This window comes from Erythrobacter sp. RANMB8, assembly GCF_056848235.1.
In genome coordinates this window covers 44,001-66,420 of record NZ_JBREHG010000004.1, presented here as the reverse complement: position 1 = coordinate 66,420, position 22,420 = coordinate 44,001, and the positions used below count along the sequence as shown (strand labels likewise).

20 protein-coding genes are annotated in these 22,420 nt (G+C 67.2%); 15 read left to right on the top strand and 5 right to left on the bottom strand.

The annotated features are described in order from the left end of the window. Positions 1–94: 94 nt before the first annotated feature. From uvrB to ACU0AG_RS07840, 5 genes are all read left to right on the top strand, one after another. Complete coding sequence (gene uvrB / locus ACU0AG_RS07860) at positions 95–2,317, top strand: excinuclease ABC subunit UvrB (protein WP_482781713.1); 2,223 nt, start codon at positions 95–97, stop codon at positions 2,315–2,317. 103 nt (positions 2,318–2,420) lie between these two features. Further along, positions 2,421–2,702 carry a type II toxin-antitoxin system RelE/ParE family toxin gene (locus ACU0AG_RS07855; RefSeq protein ID WP_482781712.1) on the top strand — a complete coding sequence of 94 codons (282 nt, stop codon included), beginning with the start codon at positions 2,421–2,423 and terminating at the stop codon, positions 2,700–2,702. Then, positions 2,677–2,997, top strand: coding sequence for a HigA family addiction module antitoxin (locus ACU0AG_RS07850; protein ID WP_482781711.1), 321 nt, complete (start codon positions 2,677–2,679; stop codon positions 2,995–2,997). Before ACU0AG_RS07855 ends, ACU0AG_RS07850 begins: the two co-directional genes overlap by 26 nt. A 78-nt stretch (positions 2,998–3,075) precedes the next feature. Further along, on the top strand, positions 3,076–4,584 hold the full coding sequence (locus tag ACU0AG_RS07845) for a S10 family peptidase (RefSeq protein ID WP_482781710.1): 1,509 nt from the start codon (positions 3,076–3,078) through the stop codon (positions 4,582–4,584). Then, positions 4,581–5,165 (top strand): hypothetical protein, encoded by a 585-nt coding sequence (locus tag ACU0AG_RS07840; RefSeq protein ID WP_482781709.1) that lies wholly within the window; start codon positions 4,581–4,583, stop codon positions 5,163–5,165. Before ACU0AG_RS07845 ends, ACU0AG_RS07840 begins: the two co-directional genes overlap by 4 nt. Here ACU0AG_RS07840 and ACU0AG_RS07835 read toward each other — a convergent pair. Next, positions 5,119–7,206, bottom strand: a complete 2,088-nt coding sequence (locus tag ACU0AG_RS07835; RefSeq protein ID WP_482781708.1) for a protein-disulfide reductase DsbD family protein — start codon at positions 7,204–7,206, stop codon at positions 5,119–5,121. The genes ACU0AG_RS07840 and ACU0AG_RS07835 overlap by 47 nt on opposite strands. Positions 7,207–7,256: 50 nt before the next feature. Here ACU0AG_RS07835 and ACU0AG_RS07830 point away from each other — a divergent pair, with 50 nt between their 5' ends. Then, entirely contained in the window at positions 7,257–8,483 is a 1,227-nt protein-coding gene (locus ACU0AG_RS07830; RefSeq protein WP_482781707.1) for a UbiH/UbiF/VisC/COQ6 family ubiquinone biosynthesis hydroxylase, read from the top strand. 127 nt (positions 8,484–8,610) lie between these two features. Here the strand turns inward: ACU0AG_RS07830 and ACU0AG_RS07825 are convergent, their stop codons facing one another. Genes ACU0AG_RS07825 through hemC form a run of 3 tightly spaced genes read right to left on the bottom strand, consistent with a single transcriptional unit; the run spans position 8,611 to position 11,181 of the window. After that, entirely contained in the window at positions 8,611–9,531 is a 921-nt protein-coding gene (locus tag ACU0AG_RS07825) for a hypothetical protein (protein WP_482781706.1), read from the bottom strand. A gap of 34 nt (positions 9,532–9,565) precedes the next feature. Further along, positions 9,566–10,243, bottom strand: a complete 678-nt coding sequence (locus ACU0AG_RS07820) for a uroporphyrinogen-III synthase (protein WP_482781705.1) — start codon at positions 10,241–10,243, stop codon at positions 9,566–9,568. After that, positions 10,240–11,181, bottom strand: coding sequence for a hydroxymethylbilane synthase (hemC, locus tag ACU0AG_RS07815; protein WP_482781704.1), 942 nt, complete (start codon positions 11,179–11,181; stop codon positions 10,240–10,242). Before hemC ends, ACU0AG_RS07820 begins: the two co-directional genes overlap by 4 nt. A 43-nt stretch (positions 11,182–11,224) precedes the next feature. Between hemC and tsaD the strand changes: the two genes are divergently transcribed. From tsaD to ACU0AG_RS07775, 8 genes are all read left to right on the top strand, one after another. Next, positions 11,225–12,298: a tRNA (adenosine(37)-N6)-threonylcarbamoyltransferase complex transferase subunit TsaD gene (tsaD, locus tag ACU0AG_RS07810; protein WP_482781703.1), complete on the top strand. Its 1,074-nt coding sequence runs from the start codon at positions 11,225–11,227 to the stop codon at positions 12,296–12,298. Next, positions 12,295–13,311, top strand: a complete 1,017-nt coding sequence (locus ACU0AG_RS07805) for an NAD(P)H-dependent glycerol-3-phosphate dehydrogenase (protein ID WP_482781702.1) — start codon at positions 12,295–12,297, stop codon at positions 13,309–13,311. The genes tsaD and ACU0AG_RS07805 overlap by 4 nt, the downstream gene beginning before the upstream one ends. Positions 13,312–13,379: 68 nt before the next feature. Beyond that, entirely contained in the window at positions 13,380–14,834 is a 1,455-nt protein-coding gene (locus ACU0AG_RS07800; RefSeq protein ID WP_482781863.1) for a lipopolysaccharide biosynthesis protein, read from the top strand. 554 nt (positions 14,835–15,388) lie between these two features. Beyond that, a complete protein-coding gene (locus ACU0AG_RS07795) occupies positions 15,389–16,831 on the top strand; it encodes a vWA domain-containing protein (RefSeq protein WP_482781701.1) in 1,443 nt (480 codons plus the stop codon). 89 nt (positions 16,832–16,920) lie between these two features. Then, positions 16,921–17,490 (top strand): hypothetical protein, encoded by a 570-nt coding sequence (locus tag ACU0AG_RS07790; protein ID WP_482781700.1) that lies wholly within the window; start codon positions 16,921–16,923, stop codon positions 17,488–17,490. A gap of 73 nt (positions 17,491–17,563) precedes the next feature. Next, entirely contained in the window at positions 17,564–17,920 is a 357-nt protein-coding gene (locus ACU0AG_RS07785; protein WP_482781699.1) for a response regulator, read from the top strand. 60 nt (positions 17,921–17,980) lie between these two features. Then, on the top strand, positions 17,981–18,613 hold the full coding sequence (maiA, locus tag ACU0AG_RS07780; protein ID WP_482781862.1) for a maleylacetoacetate isomerase: 633 nt from the start codon (positions 17,981–17,983) through the stop codon (positions 18,611–18,613). A gap of 18 nt (positions 18,614–18,631) precedes the next feature. Beyond that, on the top strand, positions 18,632–19,642 hold the full coding sequence (locus ACU0AG_RS07775) for a fumarylacetoacetate hydrolase family protein (RefSeq protein ID WP_482781698.1): 1,011 nt from the start codon (positions 18,632–18,634) through the stop codon (positions 19,640–19,642). Positions 19,643–19,738: 96 nt separating this feature from the next. Here ACU0AG_RS07775 and ald read toward each other — a convergent pair whose 3' ends face one another. Then, entirely contained in the window at positions 19,739–20,827 is a 1,089-nt protein-coding gene (gene ald, locus ACU0AG_RS07770) for an alanine dehydrogenase (protein WP_482781697.1), read from the bottom strand. 95 nt (positions 20,828–20,922) lie between these two features. Between ald and ACU0AG_RS07765 the strand changes: the two genes are divergently transcribed. Beyond that, the gene (locus tag ACU0AG_RS07765; protein WP_482781696.1) at positions 20,923–22,374 is read left to right on the top strand and encodes an NAD-dependent succinate-semialdehyde dehydrogenase; all 1,452 of its coding nucleotides are present in this window, start codon (positions 20,923–20,925) and stop codon (positions 22,372–22,374) included. The last annotated feature ends 46 nt before the right edge of the window (positions 22,375–22,420 follow it).

Sequence of the window (22,420 nt, the reverse complement as noted above, 5' to 3'; positions counted from 1 at the left end):
CCTTTTGCACCCGCCGGTGTGCCTGCCATCATACTGCACATTGCCTGCCCGCGCAGCCCTTCACAAGCAGCCCTGCACACCGCATATGCCCCCCATGGCCGAACTCGTGATCCGCCGCGGACTGGACGAGCCCGAAACGGGCGCCGATTTCGTCCCGCACCGCCCCGCCCGCCCCGACAAGTCGATGGGCGGCATCCCGTTCAAGCTGGTGTCGGACTATGAGCCCGCAGGCGACCAGCCGACCGCGATTGCCGAACTGGTGGAAGGCGCGCTGGCGGGCGAGAAGACGCAGGTGCTGCTCGGCGTCACCGGGAGCGGCAAGACCTTCACCATGGCCAAGGTGATCGAGACGCTGCAACGCCCCGCGCTGATCCTTGCTCCCAACAAGATCCTCGCCGCACAGCTTTACGGCGAATTCAAGAGCTTCTTCCCCGAAAACGCGGTCGAGTATTTCGTCTCCTACTACGATTACTACCAGCCCGAAGCCTATGTCCCGCGCTCCGATACCTACATCGAGAAGGAATCGAGCGTGAACGAGGCGATCGACCGGATGCGCCACTCGGCCACCCGTGCGCTGCTGGAGCGCGACGATGTGATCATCGTCGCCTCGGTTTCGTGCCTTTACGGTATCGGCTCGGTCGAGACCTATTCGGCGATGATCTTCGACATCAAGGTGGGGGAAAGCGTCGACCAGCGCGAGCTGATCCGCAAGCTCGTCGCGCTGCAATACAAGCGCAATGACGCCGCCTTCACCCGCGGCTGTTTCCGGGTGCGCGGGGACAGCCTGGAGATTTTCCCCTCGCACTACGAAGACATGGCGTGGCGCGTCAGCTTCTTCGGGGACGAGATCGAGGCGATCAGCGAATTCGACCCCCTCACCGGCACCAAGGGCGCTGCACTCGAAAAGGTGCGGGTCTATGCCAATTCGCACTACGTCACGCCCGGCCCGACGATGAAACAGGCGGCCGATGCGATCAAGTTCGAGCTGGAAGAGCGGCTCAAGGAACTGGAGGCGGAAGGCAAGCTGCTGGAGCGGCAAAGGCTGGAACAGCGCACCCATTTCGACCTTGAGATGATCGCAGCGACCGGCAGTTGCGCGGGGATCGAGAACTATTCGCGCTTCCTCACCGGCCGCCTGCCCGGCGAACCGCCGCCGACTCTGTTCGAATACCTCCCCGAAAACGCCCTGCTGTTCGTCGATGAAAGCCACCAGACCGTGCCGCAGATCGGCGCGATGGCGCGCGGGGACCACCGGCGCAAGCTGACGCTGGCCGAATACGGCTTCCGCCTGCCGAGCTGCATCGACAACCGCCCTTTACGGTTCAACGAATGGGACGCGATGCGCCCGCAGACCTTTGCGGTCAGCGCCACGCCGGGAAGCTGGGAGATGGAGCAGACCGGCGGGGTCTTCGCCGAACAGGTGATCCGCCCCACCGGCCTGATCGACCCGCCGGTTACCATCCGCCCGGTCGAGGACCAGGTGCAGGACTGCATCACCGAGTGCAAGGCGACCGCTGCGCTCGGCTACCGCACGCTGGTCACCACCCTTACCAAGCGCATGGCCGAAGACCTCACCGAATTCATGCACGAGGCGGGCGTGCGGGTGCGCTACATGCACTCGGACGTCGAGACGCTGGAGCGCATCGAGCTGATCCGCGACTTGCGGCTCGGGGTCTATGACGTGCTGGTCGGCATCAACCTGCTGCGCGAGGGCCTCGACATTCCCGAATGCGGCCTCGTGTGCATCCTTGACGCCGACAAGGAAGGCTTCCTGCGCTCCGAGACCTCGCTGATCCAGACCATCGGCCGCGCCGCGCGCAATGTCGATGGGCGCGTGATCCTCTACGCCGACCGCATCACCGGCAGCATGGAACGCGCCCTCGCCGAAACCGACCGCCGCCGCGCCAAGCAGCAGGCCTATAACGAGGAACACGGGATCACGCCCCAGACGATCAAGCGCAACATCCACGACATCGTCGCGCACACCGCGGCGCAGGATAGCGTGCTGGTCGACACCGGCGATGACGAGCGCAACAACCTCGTCGGCCACAACTTGCGCAGCTACATCGAAGACCTCGAAAAGCGCATGCGTGACGCGGCGGCCAATCTGGAGTTCGAGGAAGCCGGACGCCTGCGCGACGAAATCCGGCGGCTGGAAGCGGATGAACTGGGTTTGCCGGACGGGGCCTCAAGTAGCGGAGCGGTAGGCCAACCAAGACGCGCACCTATCGTGGGGCGCTCGAACGAGGGCAAGCCGGGGACGCGGAAGACCCGCTATGGCAAGACGCGCTACAAGAAGATGGGTGGGAAGCCTTGAGGCGAGTAAATCAACAGAATATTTTCACTTTTTTTAAAAGTCCGTGCTTGTTGGAATCAAAACCATCCGATTAATGGGGGGCTGCATTTAAACGAGGCAGCCCATGATCCGCTCTTTCGCCTGCAAGGAAACCGAACGCATCTGGCATGGCCGCGCTAGTCGCAAGCTGCCTGCGGACATCCAGCAGCGGGCGCTCGCGAAGCTGGCTTTGCTCAACCGCGTCAAGTCAATCGATGACCTGCGCAACCCCCCGTCCAACCGTCTCCATCTCCTGACCGGTGACCGCGCAGGGCAGCATTCTGTTTCCATAAACATGCAATGGCGTATATGCTTCGTGTTCGAAAACGGAGACGCACACGGTGTCGAAATCGTCGACTACCATTGATACCTCGGACTGGCTGCACATTCCGCACGCGGGCGAACTGCTTTGGTCGGAATTCATGGAGCCTTACGCGATGGACACCACCGCCTTGGCCAAGGCCATCGCGGTTGACCCAGCGCGTCTTCAGGCGGTGATTGATGGAGCACGGCGCATAGACGGTGAACTCGATCTTCGGCTGGCGCGCTACTTCCGCATGTCGGACGGCTTCTTTATGGGATTGCAGATCGATTGCGAACTGCGCACGGCCAAGCGCGCGCTGAATGGTGAATTGGACCGGATCACACCCCGCGCCGCCTGACGCCGCCGTGCAAGACAGGCGGGAAAGCCTCCTCCCGCCCCTTGAACCGCCAGCGCAAGCCTGCCACGCCTTGCGTCCATGAAAACCCGATTCATTGCCGCGCTCGCCACCGCCAGCGCTCTCGCCCTTGCTGTGCCCACCACCGCGCAGGATGCGCCCAAAGCGGAAGGCGCGGCCAAGCCTGCCTCGCCTGCGCCGCAAGTCCGCACCCGCGATCTTGCCGGGACCTTTGGCGGGCAGCGGATCGCCTATCGCGCCACTATCGCCGACACGATCCTTTCGGACGATGCCGGCAAGGCCGAGGCGGTGATTGTCACCACCTCCTATGTGAAGACCCCGGTGGACGCCTCGCGCCCGGTGTTCTTCATCTACAACGGCGGGCCGGGCTCGGGCTCGGTGTGGCTCCAGATGGGTGCCTTCGGGCCGAAGCGCGTCGCGATCCCCTCCGACGCGAAGGACGACGGCGCGCCGCCCTATCCGCTGCTCGATAACCCCGACAGCCTGCTCGACGTTGCCGATCTCGTCTTCATCGACCCGCCCGGCACCGGCTTCAGCCACCTGACGCAGGGCACCGATCCCAAGAAATATTATGGCCTCAGGCAGGATGGCCGCGCCGTGGCCGATGTGATCCGGCGCTGGATCAACGATAATGGCCGCTGGTCCAGCCCCAAATATCTCGGCGGGGAAAGCTACGGCACCAGCCGCACCGCGATGGTGGTGGATGAGCTGGAAGGCGGCACCTACAACGATGTCGGCCTCAACGGGCTGATCCTGATTTCCACCATCCTCGATTTCGCCGGGCGCGAGCCGACGCCGGGCAATGAACTCGCCTATGTCGTCACCCTGCCGAATATGGCGGCGGCGGCGTATTATCACGGCAAGGTTGAGGCCCCCTCGGTCGAGGCCATTGCCGAGGAAGCGCGCCAGTTCGCCATCGGGCCGTTTGCCTCGGCATTGCTGAAGGGGCAGGACCTGCCCGCCGCAGAACGCGCCGCCGTGCGCAAGGAATTGTCGCGCCTCACCGGCCTTTCGGAGGAATATCTCGAACAGGCCAACCTGCGCGTCACCGACCAGCGGTTCTACAAGGAACTGCTGCGCGATCGCGGGCTCACCATCGGGCGGCTCGATGCGCGCTACACCGGCACCGATTTCGACAATGCGGGCGAAACCCCCGATGCCGATCCCAGCTTCTACGGGATCGATGCGGGCTACACCGCCGCGATCAACCAGTGGGCGCGCGAGACGCTGGGTTACCAGACCGACCGGCAGTACCAGTCGATCGGCAATGTCGGCGGGCAGTGGGACTGGTCTTTGGGCAGCGGCTGGGGACGCAACGCCTATCTCAACATCGCCCCGCTGATCGGCAAGGCGATGCGCCAGAACAGCGGCCTTCGGGTGTTCAATGCGCAAGGGTGGTATGATTTCGCCACGCCGTTCTTCGGCGCGGAATATTCGCTGAAGCGCACCGGCATCCCGCAGGACCGGATCACCTGGGCTTACTACGACGCGGGCCACATGATGTATATCCGCGACGAGGACCGGGCGAAGCTCAGCGCCGATATCCGCGCCTTCATCCGCGCACGATGAGGCAGGCTGGGCTGCTTGCCGGCATGGTGCTGGCGGGCGTGATGACAGGGTGCAAGCCGCCGCCGACCGACGAGGCGGTGGCGCGGGTCTCGCTGCTGGAGGCGGCGGGCGGGCCGTCTGCGCCCCTGCCCTCACCCGACACCACCGGCGCGATCTGGGCACAGGGTCGCAGCCCGCTGCGGCTGGTTTACGGCGTGCCGGGAAAGCCGGTGCTGCTGGCGCTGGAATGCCTCGCTCCGCAATCACCGCAGGCCCGCATCCGGATCACCCGCCACGCCCCTGCCGATAGCGGCGCGGGCGCTCTGCTGGCGCTGATCGGCAACGGGCGGATCGGGCGCTTCGAAGTCGATGCGACCCCGCTGGGCGACAAGCTGGTGTGGCAAGGCGAAGCGAGCGCGCTCGCACCGGGATGGGACGCGCTGAAGCCCGAGCGCGAGGCGACGGTGACCGTCCCGGGCGCAGGGCTGGTGAAGCTCAACCCCGGTCCGCTGCCGATGCAACTGGTCGAGGCGTGCCGGGGGGATGCCGAGCCTGTTAGCGAGCCGCCTGCGCCGCCCGTTCTGCCAGCAGATCCGGTGTAAGCACTTGCGGCAATTGTTCGGGCGCTGACGCTCCCGGCGCATACCACAGGTACAGCGGCACGCCCGCCGCGCCCTGCTCTGTCAGGAAGGCGGTGATCGCCTCGTCGCGCACGGTCCAGTCGCCCACCATCGTGATCACGCCCGCGTCCTCGAAGGCTGCGCGCACGCTCTCGCGCTCGATCGCGGCGGCTTCGTTGACCTTGCAGGTCACGCACCAGTCGGCGGTGAACCACACGAACACCGGCTTGCCGCCAAGTCTCCCTTGCTCGCGTGCCTCGGCCAGCGCGGCGCGGGAGAAGGTTTGCGGATTGTGGATGCTTGTCCGGGCTTCGCTGACCTTGGCCGCATAGACCGATGGCAGGCCGATCGCGGCAAAGGCGATGAAGGGCGCAGCGACGAGGCCGAAGGCGGGCCACGCCAGTTTGCCGCGCTGTTGCAGCCTGCCGGTCGCAAACAGGCCGAGCAGCACGCCCGCCACCAGCACCAGCGCGATCAGCCCGAAGGGGCGCCCGCCCAGTTGCACGGTCAGCCACAGCAGCGCCAGCGCGGTCAGCCCCATCGGGATCGCCATGATCCGCCGGAACCGCTCCATCCACGCACCGGGCCTGGGCAGCATCCGGCGCAAGGGGGGAACAAAGCCCAGCAGCAGGAACGGCAGCGCCAGCCCCAGCCCGAGGCAGGCGAACAGCAGCAGCGCCTGCGCGGTCGGCAGCAGCAGTGCCGCGCCAAGGGCCGCCGCCATAAACGGGCCGGTGCAGGGCGTGGCGACGAAGGCGGCAAGCAGTCCGGTGGCGAAAGCCCCCGTGCGCTCGCCCCCCATATTCACCGACACCGCAGGCAGTTCGAACAATCCGGCGAAATTTGCGGTGATCGCGGCGGCCAGCACCAGCAGCACGACGACCACGCCCGGCTCCTGCAACTGGAACGCCCAGCCGACCTGCTCCCCGGCCGCGCGCAGCGCCAGCATCACGCCGCCCAGCGCCACGCAGGCGAGCACCACGCCGGCGGTATAGGCCAGCCCCTCGGCCCGCGCCCGCGCCTCGCTCTCGCCCGCGCGGGCCAGCGTCAGCGCCTTCAGGCTCAGGATCGGGAAGACGCAGGGCATGATGTTGAGCAGCAGGCCGCCGGCGAGCGCGCCGAGGATCAGCGTCCACAGCGGCGGGACGGCTGCGCCTTGCGGCCCTGCGATCACCTCGCCGCCGGTGGGGACATCGCCGGGTGCGGCAGCAAAGCGCACGCCGATCCCGTCGCCAAAGGCCAGAATGCCGCCCAGCGCGCCCGCTTTCCCCTCGCCATAGGGGTCGAGCGGGATTTCGGCCACCAGCACATCGCCCGCCCGCCGGAAGGTCTGCGGCGCGGCATAGGCGGCAAGGCGCGGGTTGCCGACAAACACGTGCGGATCAGGCAGGGCGACGCTTTCGGGCAGCGGGATCGCCACGCGCAAGGTCTGGCCCGCAATCGCGAAGCGCGCCCCGGCATCCAGCAGCGGCGCGACCTCCGCCCGCCAGCGCGCAAAATCGCCCCCCGCCCTGGCCTCCAGCAGCGCATCCTGCGGCACGCAGATTGTGTCGGTGCAGGCGAGATATTCGACATGGCCGGTCAGCCGCGAGGCCGCTGCCACATCGGCCCCCGCAGGCACGCTCACCGGCACGAGCACCGCATAGCCGCCTTCGTAGATGTGGTTCATCAGCCCGCTGATCACCAGCCGCTTGGGCACGGGATACAGCGGCTCCCCCGCCTCCCAGCCAGCGGGCAGGTTCAGCGCCAGCCGCATCCCCTGCCCCGCATCGCCGGGGTTCGACCAGTAGCCATGCCATTCGGGCGCGCTCGGGGTAAAGCGCAGCGCCAGCATCCATGTCTTGCCCGCTTGCGGAGCGCCATCGGCAAATAGAGCGACCGCGATCCTCTCGTCGCCATAGCGTGCTTTGGCAGGCACCTGCTGCGCCCACGCCGCGCCCGCCAGCATCACGCTTGCGATCAGCGCAAGCCAGCATGCAAGCAATTGACGGACCTGGTGCGGGAAGGTTCTTGCGCGGGACACGGCCAACCCTCTAGGCGTGGCAGCAACACTTCGCAATCGGAGCGACACGCGTGACACAAGCCTCGGACGAAACCCGCGATCTGGTGATCCTCGGCGGAGGGCTGGTCGGCATGACGCTGGCGCTGGCTGCGGCGAAAAAGGGCCTGTCGAGCCACGTGATCGACCGCGCCGATCCGGCAGAGCTCACCGCCGAAGGTTTCGACGACCGCGCCACCGCGATCTCGACCGCGAGCTGGCACCTCTTCGAGAATATTGGGATTGCCGAGGGGCTGGAGCAATTCGCCTGCGACATCGCCTCCATCGCCGTCACCGACCAGAACAAGCCCGGCCGGCTCGATTTCGTCCCCGGCGAGGGTGACGGCACGCTGGGGCGGATGTTCCCCAACCGCCGGCTCCGCCTCGCGCTGTTCGAGGCGGCGGCCAGGGAGCCACTCGTCAACTGGATCGCCAAGGCCAACGTCACCGAGCGCCAGCGCAGCGAATACGGCGTTGCCGCGGTGCTGGCCGACGGGCGCAAGTTCAAGGGCCGGTTGATGGTCGCCGCCGAAGGCCGCCAGTCGCCCACCCGCGATGCGGCAGGCATCACCATCGCCAAGTGGGATTACCAGCACCGCGCGATCATCTGCGGACTCACCCATGAAAAGCCGCACGGCAATGTCGCGTGGGAAATCTTCTACCCCGCCGGCCCCTTCGCGCTGCTGCCCCTGAACGACGATGCCGACGGCACCCACCGCTGCTCGCTGGTGTGGACCGTGTCGGAAAGCGACGCGGCGGGCGTCACCAAGCTGGGCGATCGCGCTTTCCTTGCCGAGGTCGAAAAGCGCATGGGCGGCGTGCTGGGCAAGGTTTTGACCGTCGGCCACCGTTCGTCCTATCCGCTGGGCTTCCACCACACGGCCAAGATCACGGCAGAACGCCTCGCGCTGATCGGCGATGCGGGGCACGGCATCCACCCGATTGCCGGACAGGGCCTGAACCTCGGCCTGCGCGATGTCGGCGCGCTGGTCGAGGTGCTGGCAGACGGGGCGCGGCTCGGCCTTGATCCGGGCGATCCGGAGCTTTTGAAGCGCTACGAGAACTGGCGCGGGCTCGACAGCTTCATGGTCGCGCTGGCGACCGACGGGCTGACGCGCCTGTTCGGCGTTCCGGGCAAGACCGCAAGCGCGGTGCGGCGCCTTGGCATGGCCGCCGTGCAGCGCACGCCGCTGCTCAAGCAGTTCTTCATGGACGAAGCGCGCGGGGTTTCGGGCGATCTGCCGGAATTGCTGCGGGGGTGATGCGTCGCATTCCCACCCCCGACCCCTCCCGCAAGCGGGAGGGGAGCGAGACTTGGCGGGCCGCAGGCACGCCTAGTCGCAGCGGGGTGGGCACCCGCCCGCATTGCGCGCCAAATGGTATGTCAAACTAAGGTAAAACCAGCGGGCTGTTCAGCTGCCGCACCGGATTGCCCGCCCCGTCGCGCAGGCCCCGCTGGTCGAGCACGGCGGCGGTTTCGATCACTTCCAGCGCGTCCATCGCCTTCTTGTAGCGTTCGGCATCGGCAATCCATGCCTCGGCCTTGGCGGCGCCGGGCATGCCCTTCACCTCGTCGATCGCGGCCTGATAGCGGCCCTGTTCAAGCGCCCAGCGCGCCCGTTCCAGCCGTCGTTGCGGCTGCGGCGAAGGCGTGCTTTCGCGGCGCACCACGAACAGCTGGCCGATCTCGCGCTGGAACGCCGCCCATGATGGCCCCTCGCTGCTTTCGTTAAGCTGCGGCCCCAAGCCTTCGAGCCGCGCCACCAGCCCGTCCAGCCGGATCGGCTTGCGCGAAAATTCGATGATCGTGCCGACCGCATTGGGCCACTGGTCGCCAAAGCGCAGGCGCAACTGATCGGCGAGGTAGCCAAGCTCGGCCCCGCGTTCGACTGCGCGGCGGGTGGCAAAGGCGATCAGCAGGCTTTCCGCCCGCGCCGCATTGCCCGCGGCGGCCTGCGCCTGAAGATCGAGCTGGGTCAGGCGCTGTTCGGCAGCAGCCAGCCGCTGGTCGAGCCCGCCCTGCTGTTCGGCCACGCGCTCCACCGCCTGTTCGGCCTGCTGCGCATCCGCCAGCGCCGCGGCCTCGCCCGGCAGGGCGCTGCCCGGCTCTGCGGCTGGGCTGGCATCGGCAGGCGCAGAGGCCGCCGCGAGCGGTGCATCGGCGCGATTATCCTTGAGGTTGTACCACACCACCCATCCGGCCAGGGCGCCGCCAATCACGAAGGACAGCAGCGCGGCAAGGAACAGCCCGCGCCCCGAGGAGGGTTTGCGGCGGCTGCCATATTGTGATGCGCCAGCTTGTGTTGCCATGCCTATCCGCTTCTTGCCACCCTGCTGCGTGCGACTATTTGCACAGTTCGCGCGCCATTGCCAACAAGGCGGCTTCATCGGGACGGGCTGCGGTGTGGACAGCGCGCCAGCCATCTCCTGCTGCCGCCGCGATACGCGGTCCGAGCGCGGCGAGCGTGATGTTCGACAGGTCGAGCGCAAGCCTTTCGCATTCCTGCGCAAAATGGCGCGCCGTGGCCGCCGAATGGAGCAGCACCAGCGCGTCTCCCTCCGCCAGCAAGGGCGCAGCGGGATCGAGCGGCAGGGTAACGCCGCGATAGGCGATGACTTCGGTGAAGCACACCCCGGCAGGCGCGGTGAGCGGGATATGCTCCTCCCCCGCGATGCGCAGCAGGCGGGCGGGCGGCGCAATCGCATCGAGCACGCCTTGCAACCCGCCGCTGCCGGTCATCGCCACGGCAAACCCCGCCGCCCGCGCCGCATCGGCGGTCGCCGCACCGACGACATAGGCGGGCTTGCCTTTGAGCAGCGCAAGCTGCGGCCCGCCGTGGAGGAAGGCATTGGCGCTGCCGATCAGCAAGCCATCGAACTGCGCGGGATCGGGGCAATCCCAGTCCACGGCGCGGATGTCTGACAGCGCCACCCCGTCGATGGCAAGGCCCATGGCGCGGGCCTTGTCCAGCGTCGCTGACAGCCCCGGTTCGGGCCGCAGGGCGATAAGGCGCAGGGTCATGCGCCCTTTCGGAAATGCAGGGCGATGCCGGGCGTGGCGCGGGAGAGCAGATCAGCCGCCAGCGCCCGCACCGGGGCGTGATCGCCGGGCGCGAAGCTGGCCATGCCTTCGATCCGTTCCGCGCCATCGGGGCTGAACAGTGCGGCGCGCATGGCGAGTTCGCCCGCCCGCGTCTCGCACAGCACCGCGACCGGCGAATGGCAGGTGCCGCCGAGTTCGGCGAGCAGGGCGCGCTCCGCCTCAAGTTCGGCCCGCGTCGGCGCATGGTCGATCGCAGCGAGCAGCGCGGTGGTGGCGGCATCACCGGCGCGACATTCGATCGCGATCACGCCCTGCGCTGCGGCCGGAATCCATTCGCTGCTTTCGAGCGGCGCGCCAACCTCGCTCTGCCCCAGCCGTTCGAGCCCTGCGGCGGCAAGGAAGGTCACATCCGCCTCGCCCTCGGCCAGCTTCTTCAGCCGCGTGGCGACATTGCCGCGGAAGGTCACGACCTTGCAATCGGGGCGCAGGTTGAGCAGCTGCGAGGCGCGGCGCGGTGCGCTCGTCCCCACCACCGCGCCTTGGGGGATCGCGGCGATGCTCGAAGCGCCCACCAGACAATCGCGCCGGTCCGCACGCGGCAGGAAGGCGGCGAAGTGGAATTCCGCCGGCCGGATCGTCTCGACATCCTTGGCCGAGTGGACCGAAAGGTCGATCCGCCCTTCGCCGAGCCACTGGTCGAGCTCCTTGGTCCACAGCGCCTTGCCGCCGATTTCGGACAGGGGCCGGTCGAGCACCTTGTCGCCGCTTGCCAGCACGGGGACGATCTCGATCGCGTCCTCGGCCCAGCCATGCGCGACGCAAAGCCGGTCGCGGGTCTCGTGGGCCTGCGCCATCGCGAGCGGGGAATTGCGGGTGCCGAGACGTAATCTCGGCGCGGGATTGGATGCTTCGGTCATGCTGGCCTTGCCCTAGCGGTCATAGCGACTAGATGGAAGCCGGATGGGATCGGCAACGCACACCTCTGAGCCACTGCTCGTTCTGGGCATCGAATCGAGCTGCGATGAAACCGCCGTGGCGCTGGTGCGCGGCGACCGGACGATCGTGGCGCAGCGGATCGCCAGCCAGGAAGCCGAGCACGCGCCCTATGGCGGCGTCGTCCCCGAAATCGCCGCCCGCGCCCATGCCGAACGGCTTGCCCCGATGATCGAAGCGGTGATGGCGGATGCAGGGCTTGGCCTTGCCGATGTCGATGCGATTGCCGCCACCGCCGGGCCGGGGCTGATCGGCGGGGTGATGGTCGGGCTGGTGAGCGCCAAGGCGCTGGCGATGGCGGCAGACAAGCCGCTGCTGGCGATCAACCACCTTGAAGGCCACGCCCTGTCCCCGCGCCTCGCCGATGCGGGCCTTGCCTTTCCCTATCTGCTGCTGCTGGTGTCGGGCGGGCATTGCCAGATCCTCGCCGTGGAGGGCGTGGGCCGATACCGCCGCCTTGCCACCACCATCGACGATGCGCTGGGCGAGGCGTTCGACAAGACCGCCAAGCTCATGGGCCTCGGCTATCCGGGCGGCCCTGCGGTGGAGCGGCTGGCCTTGCAGGGCGATCCCAAAGCCGTGCCCCTGCCCCGCCCGCTGAAGGGTTCGGCAGAACCGCATTTCTCCTTCGCAGGCCTCAAAAGCGCGGTGCTGCGCGCGAAGGACAGCGGCGCGCATTCGGACGCCGATATTGCCGCGAGTTTCCAGCAGGCGGCGGTCGAATGCCTGATTGACCGGCTGGAACGCGCGCTCGATAGCGCAGGCCCCTTCCCTGCACTGGTGGTGGCAGGCGGGGTCGCCGCCAACAAGACCGTGCGCGCCGCGCTGGAAGCCTTCGCCGACACACACGCGATGCGCTTCACCGCGCCGCCGCTGGCCCTGTGCACCGATAATGCCGCGATGATCGCCTGGGCAGGGGCAGAGCGGCTGGCGCTGGCCGGTGAAGGCTTCACCGGCGACCCCCTCGATTTTCAGGCCCGCCCGCGCTGGCCGCTCGATCCGGCGGCAGAGGCGGCACGCGGCGCAGGAGTGAAGGCATGACCATCGAAGTGGCCCTTGGTGTGATCGGCGCGGGCGCATGGGGCACGGCGCTGGCGCAGATGCTGGCGGGCGACGGGCGCAATGTGTTGCTGTGGGCCTATGAACCCGAAGTGGCAGAGGCGATCAACACCCAGAGCCGCAACCCGCTTTACCTGCCATCGGCCAGCCTTGCGCCGACCATCCGCGCCACCTGCGATCTGGCCGATTTCGTCGCGATCGAAACCGTGCTGGTCGTCACCCCCGCGCAGGTGCTGGGACGGGTGCTGGGGGGCCTCGCCAAGCCCCCGCGCGATCTCGTCCTGTGTTCCAAGGGGATCGAGGCCGGCACCGGCCGGTTGATGAACGATGTCGCCCGCGAGGCATCGCCGGACAGCGCCATTGCCGTGCTGTCGGGCCCGACCTTCGCGCATGAAGTCGCCGCCGGCCTGCCGACCGCCGTGACGCTGGCGTGCAGCGGCGGGCGCGAACAGTGGGAACGCCTTGCCCCCGCCATCGCCCGCCCCGCCTTCCGCCCCTATTACAGCGACGATGTAACCGGCGCGGAGATCGGCGGCGCGGTCAAGAACGTGCTCGCGATTGCCTGCGGCGTGGTGGAAGGGCTGGGCCTCGGCCAGAACGCCCGCGCCGCGCTGATCGCGAGGGGCTATGCCGAAATGCTGCGCTTCGGCGAGGCGCTGGGGGCCGAGGGCGAGACGCTGGCGGGCCTGTGCGGGCTGGGCGATCTGGTGCTGACCTGTTCCAGCACCGCCAGCCGCAATTTCAGCCTTGGCAAGGCGCTGGGCGAAGGCGCTGCGGCTGCCGATCTGATGGCCGACCGCCGCACCGTGGCCGAAGGCGCGCACACCGCGCCGGTGCTGGCAGACCTCGCCGCACAGCGCGGCATTGCCATGCCGATTGTCGAGGCGGTCAATGCCATTCTTGCCGGCCAGAGCGCGCGCGCCGTGGTCGCCGATCTGCTGTCGCGCCCGCTGCGGGCCGAGCTGGAAAGCGACGCGAAGGATTTGCAGGCGTGAGCGCACCTGCCACCAAGACGCCGGACGAAGACCTCGCCACGCTCGCCAAGGGCGGGCGCACCAACACCATGGGCTTTGTCATCCGGCTGGTGGCGCGCATCCCCTTCCTCGTTATCGCCACCCGCCTCTATGGCGCGGAGGCGCTTGGCCGCTTCGCTTCGGCACTGGTGCTGATCGAAATTGTCGCCTTGCTGTGTTCGCTGGGCGAAAAGCGCGGGCTGGCGCAGCGCCTGTCCGAAGGCGCGGGCGAGAACCGGGCAGCGGAAACCAACCTCGTCTATGACGGCATCCTGCTGGCGCTCGCCTATTCGGCGGTTGCCGCTGTGCTGCTGCTGGCCTTCCCCGAACCGATGTTCCCCAACGGCACCAATGGCCCGCTGGATATCTGGCTGGTGGCGACCATCCCCGCCTTTGCGGTGACCGAGATCCTGCTCGCCGCGCAGGCCTATCGCTATGACATCGCCACCACGGTGCGCACGCGGGCAGTTGTGGAACCATGGACGATTTCGATCGGCGCTGGCGTGTTCTTCTTCATCCCCGCCACGCGCGACAGCGGGCTGGCGCTGGCCTTCATCGCCTCGATCTATGCCGGATTGCTGACCGCCTTGTGGCCGTTCCTGAGAACTTACGGCCTGCCCAGGGGATGGCAGCCGCAGGGCCGGGCCATGCTGGCAATGTCGGCGCGGGCCTTCCCCATCGTCGGCGCGGATGCGATCGAGCGCGGGACGCGGTTGCTCGATATCTTTATCCTCGGACTGTTCGCCCCGCCGCAGGCGGTGGGCATCTACTACGCCGCGCAGCAAATCGCCTCGCTGCCGCAGAAGCTGAAAACCAGCTTCGAGCCGATCCTGTCGCCGGTGATCACCAAGAACCTGCGGATCGGCAATATGGAAGCCATCGCCGCGCAGGTGCGGCAGGTGGGCTTCTGGATCATCGCGGTGCAGCTGGGTATCGCGCTGGTGCTGGGGGTGCCGGGCGAGGCGGTGATGGGCCTGTGGGGGCCGGATTATGTCGCAGGCACGGCGGCGCTCGCCTTCCTGCTCGCCGCCGAAGTCGCCGCCTCGATGGCGGTCGTGTCCGAAAGCGTGCTGGTCTACATCGCCCGCAAGCGCAATCTGGCGATTTCGGTCGGCATCATCGCGCTTCAGGCGGTGCTGACGATCATCTTCATCCGGCTGGCCGACCATCTGGAACTGGGCCGCGGGTTTCAGGCCGCGGGCGCAGCGGGCGCGCTGCTGGTGGCGCTGGCGGTATCCTCTCTGATCAAGGCGCTGCTGCTCAAACACCTGCTCAAGGCTCCGGTATCGAACTGGCGCTGGGCGCTGGTCTATGCCGCCGCGCCTGCGGTGGTGGTGGGCTATGTCTTCACCTGGCTGCCCGAATGGATGGAGCTGATTGTCGGCATCCCCGCCGTGCTCGCCACCTATGCCTGGGTGATCTGGAACCGCGGGTTCGACGATGGCGACAAGGTGCTGTTCCGCAAGAATGTCGTGCCCGACGGGGACGCTTCGTCGCCGGCTTAGAGCAGTTTCCGGCCATTCTGAACCGCCCTGATCGTGACAGGACGTTCGCTGGACAGGAACGACGCGCAGCAGGGGCTGGTTGCCCCTGCAAGTGGTGTGACGAAGCCAGCGAGCGGCCTGTCACGACCCCTGCGGGGCGGGCCGATTTTGGCCCAGCGCGGCGTCCCTCCTCGCTCACTATGCTCAGGCATGGCTCGCTCGTCGCTCCTGGCGCTGAGCCAAAATCGGCTCCGTCAAGGCGGTTCGGAATGGCCGGAAACTGCTCTAGGGCATTCAGTCGCTGTTCACCGCCCGCGCCGGATTTTCGCCTGCGTCAATCACGCGGGGAGAATACGGTGATGCGAGGGACACGGGTTTTGGCGGCGCTGGCAGTGTGCGCCGTGATGGCAGGCTGTTCGAAACAGGCGCCCGAACAGCTGGCTGCTCCCCCGCCCGCAGGCGTCCCCGCGCCGCCGCCTCCTCCCCCGCCTCCGCCTCCGCCTCCGCCCCCGCCGCCTGCCTATGCGCCTTCACAGGTGCTGGCGGTCACTGCTGCGCGCAGAAGCGAAGCGGCCATGCCGGGCTATTCCGTTCCGCCGGTGTTCGTCGCCACCGATCCGGGCCGCGAACAGTATGACGGCAAGGAGGTCTCCCCCGTCAAACTCACCAGCGCCGAGCCGGTCTCCACCTTCGCGGTGGATGTCGATACCGGCGCCTATGCCAATACCCGCCGGTTCCTGACACAGGGCCAGCTACCCCCACAGGGCGCAGTGCGGACCGAGGAGATGATCAACTATTTCCGCTATGATTATCCCGCGCCCAAAGACCGCAGCCAGCCGTTCACTGTCACGACCGATGTGGCGAAAAGCCCGTGGAACCCCGGCACCTATCTGATGCGGATCGGGCTGCGCGGCTATGACATCGACCGTGCCGAACGCCCGCCTGCCAATCTCGTGTTCCTGATGGATGTTTCCGGCTCGATGAACGATCCCGACAAGCTGCCGTTGGTCAAGACCGCGCTGTCGGGTCTGGCGGGCGAGCTTTCGCCGAAGGACAAGGTTTCGATCGTGGTCTATGCGGGCGCTGCGGGGCTGGTGCTCGAACCCACCAGTGACACCGCCAAGATCCGCCGCGCATTGGACAGTCTTGCCGCGGGCGGATCGACCGCAGGCGGGGCCGGGATCGAACTCGCCTACCGCATCGCCGAGGACAATTTCATCAAGGACGGCGTCAACCGCGTGATCCTTGCCACCGACGGCGATTTCAATGTCGGCATCTCGAACACCAAGGCGCTGATCGAACTGATCGAGAAAAAGCGCGATACCGGCATCACGCTGACCACGCTGGGCTTCGGGCAGGGCAATTACAACGAGGCGATGATGGAGCAGGTCGCCAACAAGGGGAACGGCAACTACGCCTATATCGACAGCGCGCTGGAAGCGAAAAAGGTGCTGGGCGAGGAGATGGCCTCGACCCTGTTCACCATCGCCAAGGATGTGAAGATCCAGGTCGAATTCAACCCCGCGGTGATCAGCCAGTACCGGCTTGTGGGTTACGAGAACCGCAGCTTGCGCGAGGAAGATTTCGACAATGATCTGGTCGACGCGGGCGAAATCGGCGCGGGCCATCAGGTGACCGCGATCTACGAAGTCGTCCCCGCAGGCGGCAAGGGCTGGATCGCCCCGCGCAAGTATGAAGACGCCCCCGCCGCCGCCGCGCAGGCGCAATTGGCCGAGGCCGCGACGGTCAAGCTGCGCTACAAGCTGCCGACGGGCGATACCTCGAAGCTGATCGATCGGGTGGTGCCTTCCGCCGCGCTCAGGACCGCCGCTGCCCCCGCCGGCGATTTCGCCTTCGCCGCTGCGGTCGCCGCGTTCGGACAGGTGCTGCGCGGGGACGAGCTGATGATGGGCTTTACCTTCGGCGATATCGGCGCGCTTGCCAGCAAGCAGGACAATTTCTGGCGGCAGGAATTCCTGCGGCTGAATGCGCTGGCGGGCAGCATGAAGGGCGGCTGACCGCACAGGTCGCAGGGCTATTGGGCAAAGCGGGCGGGCGCTGCTAAAGGGCGCCCGCAACCTGCGATTCCCTTGGGAGATACCCGGAAATGTCCGCCGAAATGTCGTCCTATCTGCCGCTGATCGTGCTGGGTCTGGTGCTGCTGGTCGTGGCGGTGTGGGTGCTGTCGCGCGCCACGCGCAAGGCGAAGGTGATCCGCGACGACAGTGCCGCGCCGCTCGCCCGCGATGTGCTGGCCGAAGGGGCAGAACGTGCCCCGCGCAATCAGGCGCTGATCGATGCCGCACCCGCTGTCGCCGCCCCCGCCCCGCAACCCGAAGCGCCCGCGCCCGAACCCGCGCCCGAACCGGTAGCAGAAGCCCCCGCACCCGCCCCGGCCCCCGCTCCGGCTCCGGCTCCGGCCTCGGTCCCCGCATCCGCCGACGATCTGTCGCGCATCAAGGGCATCGGCCCCAAACTGGTGGCATTGCTGGGCGAGCTCGGCGTCACGTCCTTCGCGCAGATCGCCGCGTGGTCCGAAGCCGATGTCACCCGCATCGACGCGCAGCTCGGCCGCTTCGCCGGTCGCATCACCCGCGACCAGTGGATCGAACAGGCCAAACTGCTGGCAACAGGCGACGAGGCCGGTTTCACCGACAAATTCGGCAAGAATGGATAATATCGCACAAGCCTGACGTCCAATCCGTGTTACATTCCTTCCTTGGGGAGTCGTAACGACGGGGAGACAACGCATGGCCTTGCGCATTCTGGTGGCCGAAGACGAATTCGTTGCCGCCTTCGACCTGTGCGATACCTTTGAAGAGGCCGGCTACGAGGTCGAAGGGCCGCATGCCGGAATCTCCTCGGCGATGCTCGCCTGTCAGAAGGCGAGGCCCGATCTGGCGATCCTCGATATCGAGCTGGCGGACGGGCTGACCTACGAACTGGCGCAGAAGCTGATCGACGACAACGTGCCGGTGATCCTCCATTCCGATCGTGCCGAAGCGGCCGCGCTGGCGCAGCGTTTCCCGCGCGCGACCATGCTCGCCAAGCCCTGCCCGCCCGCCGATCTGCTGGGCGCGGTCAGCCGGGTGCTGGCGCCTGCGTAAGGCCGGCGCACCGCTCTTGCCCCGCCGCAGCAAGCCTGCGATGGCTGGGGCATGAGCACCATGAAACTCTACGGCTACTTCCGCTCCTCGACCTCCTACCGCCTCCGGATCGCGCTCGGCCTCAAAGGCCTCGCCTACGAGAACATCCCGGTCGATCTGCGCACCGGTGCGAACAAGGACGCGGCCTTCACGCAGCGCAATCCCTTCGGCTCGCTCCCCATGCTCGAAGCCGACGGTCGCGACCGCGCCCAATCGATGGCGCTGCTCGAATGGCTGGACGAGGCCTACCCCGATCCGGCGTTCCTGCCCAAGGACACCGAGGCGCGCTATACCGTGCGCGAACTCGCTTACGGGATCGCGACCGAGATTCACGCGGTCAACAATCTGCCGGTGCTGAAATATCTCAAAAACCCGCTCGGCCACTCGCAGGACGAAATCGATATCTGGTATCGCCACTGGCTGAAGCGCACGCTCGATCCGGTCGAAGCGCGGCTGGCGCAGCTGGAAACCGGCGATTTCCTCCACGGCGATGCGCCCGGCCTGTTCGAGATCGTGCTGATCCCGCAGCTCGCCAATGCCCGGCGGTTCGATTACGACCTGTCCGGCTCGCCACACATGACCCGGATCGAGGCCGCCTGCTGCGCCCTGCCCGCCTTCGTCGCGGCGCACCCCGATAACCAACCCGACGCATAACAAGGGAGAGGAACCCGCATGAAACTCGCCACCCTCGACAACGGCACCCGCGACGGGATGCTGGTGGTCGTATCGAAAGACCTCACCCGCTGCTGCGCCGCAGGCTACATCGCGCCGACGATGCAGGCCGCGCTCGACAACTGGGACCGCGTGGCGCCCGAACTCGAAGTGCTGGCCCGCGATGTCGAACATGAAACCGTGCCGTGCGAACGCTTTCACGAAAGGCAGGCCCACTCCCCCCTGCCGCGTGCCTATCAATGGGCCGATGGCAGCGCCTATATCAACCATGTCGAACTGGTGCGGCAGGCGCGCGGGGCCAAGGTTCCCGACAGCTTCTATCACGATCCGCTGATGTATCAGGGCGGCTCCGATTCCTTCCTGCGCCCGCGTGAAGCGATCCCGCTGGGCGATCCGGCATGGGGCTGCGACATGGAGGGCGAGATCGCCTGCATCACCGGCGATGTGCCGATGGGCGTTTCGGTCGAGGATGCGGCCAGCCACATCCGCCTGCTGATGCTGGTCAATGATGTGTCCCTGCGCGGTCTGATCCCGGCAGAGCTGGAAAAGGGCTTCGGCTTCTTCCAGTCCAAGCCCGCCAGCGCCTTCTCGCCCGTGGCGGTGACGCCCGACGAGTTGGGCGATGCGTGGAAAGATGCGCTGATCCATCTGCCGCTGATGGTGGATCTGAACGGCCAGCCCTTCGGCCGCGCCAATGCCGGGGTGGACGCGACCTTCAACCTTGCACAGCTGGTGGCGCACGCGGCCAAGACCCGCAATCTGTCGGCAGGCACGATCATCGGCACCGGCACGGTTTCCAACAAGGGTGCCGATGGCGGCGCGGGCAAGCCGGTGGCCGAAGGCGGCGCGGGCTATTCCTGCATCGCCGAAATCCGCATGATCGAAACAATCGCGGGCGGAGCGCCGGTCACCCCCTTCATGCAGGCAGGCGACACGGTGCGGATCGAAATGCGCGACGATCACAACCATTCGATCTTCGGCGCGATCGAACAGACCGTGGTGGCGGTGTAGGGCAATCCTGAAGGGGTCTAGACCCGTCTAGACCCCCTCTAGACCCTGTTTAGGCCCCTTTTCGGTGCATTTTGCCGATGTTTCACGTGAAACATTTCAGGCAGCAAAGCCAAGGCTTTCCGCCACGGCGGCGTTGACGATCCGGCCCTGATGGACGTTGAGGCCGGGGGCAAGATGCGGGTCATCCTCGCAGGCCTTCAGCCCCTTGTTAGCCAGCGCCAGGCCGAACGGCAGGGTGGCGTTGTTGAGCGCGTAGGAACTCGTCAGCGGCACCGCGCCGGGCATGTTGGCAACGCAATAGTGGATGATGCCGTCGACCTCGTAAGTCGGGTTTTCGTGGGTGGTGGCGTGCGAGGTTTCAAAGCACCCGCCCTGATCGATCGCGACATCCACCAGCACCGCCCGCCGCTTCATTTCGCCCAGCATGGCACGGGTGACAAGGTGCGGCGCGCTGGCCCCGGGGATCAGGACGGCACCGATCACCACGTCGGCCATCTGCACCGCCTGCTCGATCGTGCCGGCGGTAGAAAAGCGGGTAATGGCGCGGCCCTGGAACATCTCGTCGAGCTGTCGCAGGCGGGGCAGCGAACGGTCGAAAATCTCGACACTCGCCCCCAGCCCCACCGCCATGCGCGCCGCCTGCGTGCCGACCACGCCGCCGCCCAGGATCACCACGCGGGCCGGGAGCACGCCCGGCACCCCGCCCATCAGCGTGCCGCGCCCGCCGGTATTGGCCCGCAGCGCCAGCGCGCCCGCCTCGATCGCGAGCCTGCCCGCCACCTCGCTCATAGGGGCGAGCAAAGGCAGGCCGCCACCCGGCGCGGTCACGGTTTCATAGGCGACCGCCGATACGCCTGAGGCCATCAGCCCCTTCGCCTGATCGGGATCGGGGGCGAGGTGGAGATAGGTGAACAGGATCTGCCCTTCGCGAAGCTGGACCCATTCGGACGGCTGCGGTTCCTTCACCTTCACGACCATGTCGGCGCGGGCGAAGACTTCAGCGGCGGTATCGACCACCTCGGCGCCCGCCTTGCGATAGATGTCATCGCCCTTGTCGATGCCGAGACCGGCTCCGGTCTCGACGATCACACGGTGCCCGGTGGCGACATATTCGCGCACCGCTTCGGGGGTGAGGCCGACGCGGAACTCGCTCGGCTTGATTTCCTTGGGAACGCCGACCAGCATGATTCTCTCCTCGCGATGACGTGCAAACATCGCTAAAGGAGGCGTAATAAAATTTCAAGAACGCGCAAGGTCGATTGCAAACAAGGAGCGTGCCCGTGACCGCCTATCCCACCGTGAAAATGCTCATCAACGGCGCATGGATCGCTGCGGGCGAAGCCGGTTCGATGGAGGTGGCGAATCCCGCCACCGGCGCAGTGATCGGGCACTGCCCCAAGGCCTCCGCCGCGCAGCTCGACGCGGCGCTCGCCGCAGCGGAAGACGGCTTTGCCCGCTGGAGCCGCACGCCGGGCGCAGAACGCCACGCGGTCCTGCGCCGTGCCGCCGAACTGCTGCGCCAGCGTGCGCCGGAGATCGCCAGCATCATCACCGCCGAAATGGGCAAGCCCCGCGCACAGGCGATCGGCGAAGTCACCGGCACCTGCGATCTGATCGACTTCCTCGGTGAAGAGGCCAAGCGGCGCGGCGGCCGGTTGATTCCGGCCCGCAGCGCCAGTGTCATCACCCAGACCGTGACCCACGAGCCGGTCGGCCCCAGCGTGCTGCTGACCCCGTGGAACTTCCCCGTCCACCTGCCCGCCAAGAAGGTCGCGGGCGCGCTCGCCGCAGGGTGCAGCGCGATCCTGAAGCCTGCCGAAAACACGCCGGCCTCGGCGCAGATGCTGGTCGAATGCTTTATGGATGCAGGCCTGCCGGCGGGGGTGCTGAACCTCGTCTACGGCGATCCCGGCATGGTGTCCGAACACCTGACCGCATCGCCCGTCACCCGCAAGGTCAGCTTCACCGGATCGACCGCGGTGGGCAAGCAACTGGGCGCACTCGCCGCGCAGCACATGAAGCGCTTCACCCCGGAGCTGGGCGGCCATGCGCCGGTGATTGTCAGCAAGCACGCCGACATCGACCGGGCGGTGGCGATGTGCGCGGCGACCAAGTTCCGCAATGCGGGGCAGGTCTGCGTCTCGCCCACCCGCTTTCTGGTCGCACGCGAAATCTACGACCGCTTCGTCGCCGAATTTGCCGAACGGGCCGGCAAGCTCAAGGTCGGCGATCCGGGCGCGGATGACAGTGTCGAAATGGGTCCGCTCGCCCACGGGCGCCGGATTGCCGCCATGGAGGCAGTTGTAGCCGACGCAGGGGGCAACCGCGGCGAGGTGGTGACCGGCGGCAAGGCGTTCGGCAGCAGCGGGTTCTTCTTCGAACCCACCGTGATCGCCAACCCCGCGCCCGACAGCCGTTTCATGACCGAGGAACCGTTCGGACCCATAGCGGGGATCGTGCCGTTCGAGCGGATCGAGGATGCCGTGCGGATCGCCAATTCGCTGCGCTACGGCCTTGCCGCCTATGCCTTTTCGCGCGATCTCGACGAGGCGCATTACCTCGGCAAGGCGCTGCGTGCCGGGATGGTGGGGATCAACCAGCTGATCGTCTCGTCACCCGAAACCCCGTTCGGCGGGGTGGGTGACAGCGGGTTCGGATCGGAAGGGGGCGAGGAAGGCTATCTCGCCTTCACCGATACCAAGCTGGTCATTCTGGCGAAGGCGGGCGGCTGAACGCCGCCCTGACCCGCAAGGATCACCCGATCAGGCTGACAATCCG